At 62.9% G+C, this 6,068-nt stretch carries 5 protein-coding genes; 3 read left to right on the top strand and 2 right to left on the bottom strand.

Annotated elements, in window-relative coordinates; all coding sequences use genetic code 11:
• Both mfd and WA145_RS15105 read left to right on the top strand, forming a co-directional pair.
• Positions 1-2,924: transcription-repair coupling factor (mfd, locus tag WA145_RS15110; RefSeq protein ID WP_422582366.1), on the top strand; the 2,924-nt coding region annotated here is incomplete at its 5' end.
• Between the two features lie 11 nt (positions 2,925-2,935).
• Positions 2,936-3,475 (top strand): CsiV family protein, encoded by a 540-nt coding sequence (locus tag WA145_RS15105; RefSeq protein WP_422582365.1) that lies wholly within the window; start codon positions 2,936-2,938, stop codon positions 3,473-3,475.
• A gap of 262 nt (positions 3,476-3,737) precedes the next feature.
• Here the strand turns inward: WA145_RS15105 and WA145_RS15100 are convergent, their stop codons facing one another.
• Positions 3,738-4,385, bottom strand: coding sequence for a hypothetical protein (locus tag WA145_RS15100; protein ID WP_422582364.1), 648 nt, complete (start codon positions 4,383-4,385; stop codon positions 3,738-3,740).
• A gap of 102 nt (positions 4,386-4,487) precedes the next feature.
• On the opposite strand from WA145_RS15100, the gene WA145_RS15095 reads away from it, so the two are divergent.
• On the top strand, positions 4,488-5,273 hold the full coding sequence (locus WA145_RS15095; protein ID WP_422582363.1) for a TSUP family transporter: 786 nt from the start codon (positions 4,488-4,490) through the stop codon (positions 5,271-5,273).
• Here the strand turns inward: WA145_RS15095 and nudC are convergent.
• Positions 5,241-6,068, bottom strand: a complete 828-nt coding sequence (gene nudC / locus WA145_RS15090; RefSeq protein WP_422582362.1) for an NAD(+) diphosphatase — start codon at positions 6,066-6,068, stop codon at positions 5,241-5,243. The two genes, WA145_RS15095 and nudC, sit on opposite strands and share 33 nt — an antisense overlap.

The raw sequence follows: 6,068 nt of genomic DNA, 5'->3' as shown, positions 1-6,068 counted from the left end.
TTCCGATGGGCAGTAGCCTGCCGTACCGCATCGACCTGTTCGATGACGAAATCGAAACCCTGCGCACCTTCGACCCGGAAACCCAGCGCTCCATCGACAAGGTCGAGTCGATCAAGCTGCTGCCGGCGCGCGAGTTCCCGCTGGAGAAGAAGGCCGTCAGCGATTTTCGCGGGCGCTTTCGCGAGCGCTTCGACGTGGATTTCCGCCGCTGCCCGATCTACCAGGACCTCAGCACCGGCATCACCCCGGCCGGTATCGAGTACTACCTGCCGCTGTTCTTCGAGGAAACCGCGACCCTCTTCGACTATTTGCCTGCCGACACCCAGGTGTTTTCCCTGCCGGGTATCGAGAAAGCCGCCGAACATTTCTGGACCGATGCGCGCAGCCGCTATGAAGAACGTCGGGTAGACCCGGAACGCCCGCTGCTGCCGCCCGCCGATATCTTTCTGCCGGTGGAAGACTGCTTCGCCCGCCTGAAAAACTGGCCGCGCGTGGTGGTCAGCCAGGACGATATCGAGGAAGGCGTCGGCCGCCTGCGCTTCAATGCCAAAGCACTGCCCGACCTGGCGATTCAGGCCAAAGCCGGTGAGCCGCTGGCCGCGCTGCGGCGCTTTATCGAGGAATACCCCGGTCGCGTGTTGTTCTGCGCCGAATCCGCCGGGCGGCGCGAGGTGCTGCTGGAGCTGCTCGCGCGCCTCAAGCTCAAGCCCAATGAATTCGACAGCTGGCCAGCCTTTACCACCAGCAATGAGCGCTTGGGCATCTGCATCGCGCCGCTGGATGACGGCCTGCTGCTCGAAGACCTGGCCCTGGTGGCGGAAAGCCCGCTGTTCGGCCAGCGCGTTATGCAGCGCCGGCGCCGCGAGAAGTCCCGCGATGGCGGCGACAACGTCATCAAGAACCTTACCGAGCTGCGTGAAGGGGCGCCGGTGGTGCATATCGACCATGGCGTCGGCCGCTACCTGGGCCTGGTGACCATGGAGTTCGACGGCCAGGCCGCCGAGTTCCTCGCCCTGATGTACGCCGAGGAAGCCAAGCTCTACGTGCCGGTGGCCAGCCTGCACCTGATCGCGCGCTACACCGGCAGCGACGACGCCCTGGCACCGCTGCACCGCTTGGGCTCGGAAATCTGGCAGAAGGCCAAGCGCAAGGCCGCCGAACAGGTACGCGATGTTGCCGCCGAACTGCTCGATATCTATGCCCGCCGTGCCGCCCGCGAAGGCTACGCCTTTGCTGACCCCAAGGCCGATTACGCCACCTTCAGCGCCGGTTTCCCCTTCGAGGAAACCCCGGACCAGCAAGCCGCCATCGAAGCTGTGTATAACGACATGCTCACGGCGAAGCCGATGGATCGCCTGGTCTGCGGCGATGTCGGCTTCGGCAAGACCGAAGTGGCGATGCGCGCCGCCTTTATCGCCGTGCATGGCGGCAAGCAGGTGGCGGTACTGGTGCCGACCACCTTGCTCGCCCAGCAGCACTACAACAGCTTCCGCGACCGCTTCGCCGATTGGCCGGTAAAAGTAGAAGTGATGAGCCGCTTCAAGTCGGCCCGCGAAGTCAGCGAGGCCATGCAGCAACTGGCCGAGGGCAAGGTGGATATCGTGATCGGCACCCACAAGCTGCTGCAGGACGACGTCAAGTTCAACAACCTGGGCCTGGTGATCATCGACGAAGAGCACCGTTTCGGCGTACGCCAGAAGGAGCAGCTGAAAACCCTGCGCAGCGAAGTCGACATCCTCACCCTGACTGCCACGCCGATTCCGCGCACCCTGAACATGGCCGTGGCCGGCATGCGCGACCTGTCGATCATCGCCACGCCGCCGGCGCGCCGCCTGTCGGTGCGCACCTTCGTCATGGAGCAGAACAACCCGACCATCAAGGAAGCGCTGCTGCGCGAACTGCTGCGCGGCGGCCAGGTGTACTACCTGCACAACGATGTAAAAACCATCGAGAAATGCGCCGCCGACCTCGCCGAACTGGTGCCCGAGGCACGCATCGGCATCGGCCACGGGCAGATGCGCGAGCGCGAGCTGGAGCAGGTGATGGGCGACTTCTATCACAAGCGCTTCAACGTGCTGATCGCCTCGACCATCATCGAAACCGGCATCGACGTACCCAGCGCCAACACCATCATCATCGAACGCGCCGACAAGTTCGGCCTGGCGCAGCTGCATCAGCTGCGCGGCCGCGTCGGCCGTAGCCACCACCAGGCTTACGCCTACCTGCTGACCCCGCCACGCAAGCAGATGACCGATGATGCGCAGAAGCGCCTGGAAGCCATCTCCGGCGCCCAGGACCTCGGCGCCGGCTTTCTGCTGGCCACCCATGACCTGGAAATCCGTGGTGCCGGCGAGCTGCTCGGCGATGGTCAGAGCGGACAGATCCAGGCGGTGGGCTTCACCCTCTATATGGAAATGCTCGAACGCGCGGTGAAATCCATCCGCAAGGGCGAGCAACCCAACCTCGACCAGCCGCTTGGCGGCGGCCCGGAAATCAACCTGCGGGTGCCGGCGCTGATCCCCGAGGACTATCTGCCCGACGTGCACACCCGCCTGATCCTCTACAAGCGCATCGCCAACGCCGCCGACGAGGATGGCCTGAAAGAGCTGCAAGTGGAGATGATCGACCGCTTCGGCCTGCTGCCCGAGCCGACCAAGAACCTGGTGCGTATGACCCTGCTGAAATTGCAGGCGGAGAAGCTCGGGATCAAGAAGGTCGATGCCGGCCCGCAAGGCGGCCGTATCGAATTCGCCGCCGACACCTGTGTCGATCCACTCACCCTGATCAAGCTGATCCAGAGCGCGCCGAACCGTTACAAGTTCGAAGGCGCGACCATGTTTAAAATCCAGGTGCCCATGGAGCGCCCGGAAGAACGCTTCCATACCTTAGAGGCGCTGTTCGAGCGCCTGACTCCCTCTACCTAAAGGACTGACCCATGCGCGCACTCCGCACCCTGGCCCTGCTGCCGCTAATCTTGGTGAGCCTGCTCAGCAGTACCGCCGCCCTGGCTGAAAGCCTCTATGAAGTTGAAGTCATCGTATTCCGCCAGGCCGCCACGCCGATTTCCGCCGGCCAGCTGCCGCCCGACAACTGGGCGCAGAACGCGCTGCCGGTGGATGGCAGCAACAGCCGCAGCACCGCACTGAATGCCGAAGCCGGCAAACTCAGCCCATCCAGCGGTTATCAGGTGTTGCTGCACAAGGCTTGGTCGCAGAGCCTAGGCGAATCGAGCAGTCGCGTCGCCATCAGCACCGGCGATGAGCAGTTCGGCCACTACCCCGTCGAAGGCACCATCAGCCTCAAGGCCGGTCGCGTGATCGAACTGGACAGCGACGTCTGGGTCAATCAGCTCGACGCCAGCGGCACCCTGACTGACAGCGAGCGCATCAAGCAGAGCAGTCGCCTGACCAGCGGCGAGTTGACCTTTGTTGACAATGGCAGCTTGGGCCTGCTGATTCGCGTCCGTCCGCTGTAATAACGCCGGTGCCAAACGGCCGCATTGCGCGGTCCTTTCCAGGCTATATATCCGTAGCCTTCTGCAGGCAAAATTCTGGCTGAATCGGCGTTGTATAGCGCTCAAGCATGCAGCGCCAGCCTGCAAATGCGCCATCCAGGGTCCTGGTTGACGTTGCAAAGCCTGGCCGTTTCTCTCGCGATCAATCCAGCAATCGATGCTTGAGCGTAAACCAGCCAGCAGTCCTTTTGCCGCAGCCGCACCACGCTTGACGGCCTGCAATCTACTGCCAGTCTTTTAGCGCCTGCTTGGCCGCCGGGTTCATCGGCTCGGCGAGCAAACCGGCCGGTGTCAGGTTGATGCTGTAAACCGCCTCATCGGCCAGCGGCAGGTAGGTCACCCGGCGCGCCTGCGGATCGAAGATCAACAGGTCATGCTGACCCAATCGCAGCCAGCGCCACAGATCGATGCCGTAAGGGCTGCGCGCCAGTTCGACACGGGTGTGCTGCGCCAGACTTTGCTGCTCGATCGAGAGGAAACGCCCCGAGAGTTTTTCCAGGCGATAACCCGGTTGTAGGCCGATCAACGCCGCCAGGCCCTTCCACTGCAGGAACCGCGCATCCAGCTGCCAGAGATCGCCCTCCATGGTCAGCGTACGCTCACGACCGCCCTCCAGCACGCTGACTCGATACAGCGGGCCGTCCGCCTTGAAGCTCAGCGTGGCCAGCGGCTTACCTTGAGGAATCGGCGCATAGCTGCGCAAATCGTTGGCCAGCAGGCCAATCAGCGCCGCCAGGGCGAGAAATGCCAGGCCACAGGTGCCGCGCAGCCAACCAAGAAACCACTGCCGATTAAACAGGATGCGCGCCGCAACAAAGGCCGCCAGTAACCCCAGCAATGCCGTTGCCCATGCCAGTCCGCCGTATTGCATCGCCGCGCATTCCTTATGCCTGAAATTGCCGGCATTATGCGCAGCTACCTGGCTGGCGAACAGCAAGAGAACAGCACAATTAGACACAGGACGTGTTTTTAAATGGCTTTCCCGTTTGAACTCAGTGTTGACCTGACCACCCTGGCGATTCTCGCTTTGGTCGCGTTTATTGCCGGCTTTATCGATGCAATTGCTGGCGGTGGCGGCTTGCTGACCATTCCTGCGCTGCTGACTGCGGGCCTGCCGCCGCACCTGGCCCTGGGCACCAATAAACTCTGCGCCAGCTTCGGCTCGGCCGCCGCCAGCTACACCTTCTACCGGCGCAAACTGTTCAGCCCCAGCCAATGGCGCAATGCGCTGATCGGTACGGCGCTCGGCGCCCTGCTCGGCGCCGCCATGGCGCAATGGCTGCCGTCTGAGTGGTTGAACCAGCTGTTACCTGCGGTGGTGTTTGCCTGCGGCCTGTACCTGCTGTTCGGCAAAACCCCGGCCGCGCCGCTGCTCGCCGAAGCGCCGATGGCCAAGGGCCGGCAGTGGCCACAGAGCCTCAGCCTGGGTTTCTATGATGGCGTGGCGGGCCCAGGCACTGGCGCTTTCTGGACGGTCAGCAGCCTATTGCTTTACCCGCTCGACCTGGTCAAGGCCAGCGGCGTGGCCCGCAGCATGAACTTCGTCAGCAATATCTGCGCTCTCAGCGTATTTATCATCAGCGGGCAAGTGGCCTGGCTGCTGGGCATCTGCATGGGCTTGGCACTGATGGTCGGGGCGTTTCTCGGCGCACGCACGGCTATCAAGGGCGGCTCGAAGTTTATCCGCCCGGTATTTATCCTGGTGGTACTGGCGTTGACCGTGCGCCTAGCCTGGCAGCACTGGTTCGGGCTGGCCTAGGCGGCGCGCCACATAGGCGTCGATCAAATAACGCGCTATCGAACGCGAAGCCGGCAATGGCGGCAGGTCATGCACGCTGAACCACTGGGCATCCTCGATTTCGTCGACCTGCAGAACGATATCGCCACCGGCGTACTCGGCATGGAAACCCAGCATCAGCGAATGCGGGAACGGCCAGCCCTGACTGCCGAGGTACTGCAGGTTGCTGATCTCAACCCCGACCTCTTCGCGCACTTCACGGGCCACGCAGTGCTCCACCGATTCGCCCGCTTCAACGAAGCCGGCCAGGGTGCTGTAGACCCCGGAAACAAAGCGTGGCGAGCGCGCCAGAAGAATCTCATCGCCGCGGGTGACCAGCACGATCATGCTCGGTGAAAGCCTGGGGTAATGCTGCAGCTCGCAGCGCACGCAGTGCATGGCGCGCTCCCCCGCAACATGCTGCATCGCCCCACCGCAGCTGCCGCAGAAGCGGTGCTGGCTGGCCCAGGTGCCAATCTGTGTGGCATAGCTGAGTAACTTGAAGGTGTCGGCATCACCCTGCAGCATAAATTGGCGCAGGCTCTGCCAGGCACAGCCGGGCATGTCGAAGGGCTGACTCAACTCCAGCAGGTAGACCGCATCGCCATCAAAATGACCCAGGCCATGCTCGGCGATGATCGGCAGGTCCTGCTTTTTTAGCCACTCACGGGGGAACAGCACACCGTTGCTGTCCGCCAGAAAGTGCTGCTTGCAATGCGCAACCACCCAGCCACCGGGTTGCTGACTGTCGAGCACAGTGGGTTGCCAGCGCTGCAT

The sequence above is a fragment of the Pseudomonas sp. genome, assembly GCF_049301935.1.
Classification (GTDB): domain Bacteria; phylum Pseudomonadota; class Gammaproteobacteria; order Pseudomonadales; family Pseudomonadaceae; genus Aquipseudomonas.
This window is presented reverse-complemented; position numbering and strand designations above follow the sequence as displayed.

Bases quoted from the DNA above. Each gene is read 5' to 3' on its own strand.
- WA145_RS15105 (WP_422582365.1), top strand. From the start codon at position 2,936: ATGCGCGCACTCCGCACCCTGGCCCTGCTGCCGCTAATCTTGGTGAGC.
- nudC (WP_422582362.1), bottom strand. From the start codon at position 6,068: ATGCAGCGCTGGCAACCCACTGTGCTCGACAGTCAGCAACCCGGTGGC.
- WA145_RS15095 (WP_422582363.1), top strand. From the start codon at position 4,488: ATGGCTTTCCCGTTTGAACTCAGTGTTGACCTGACCACCCTGGCGATT.
- WA145_RS15100 (WP_422582364.1), bottom strand. From the start codon at position 4,385: ATGCAATACGGCGGACTGGCATGGGCAACGGCATTGCTGGGGTTACTG.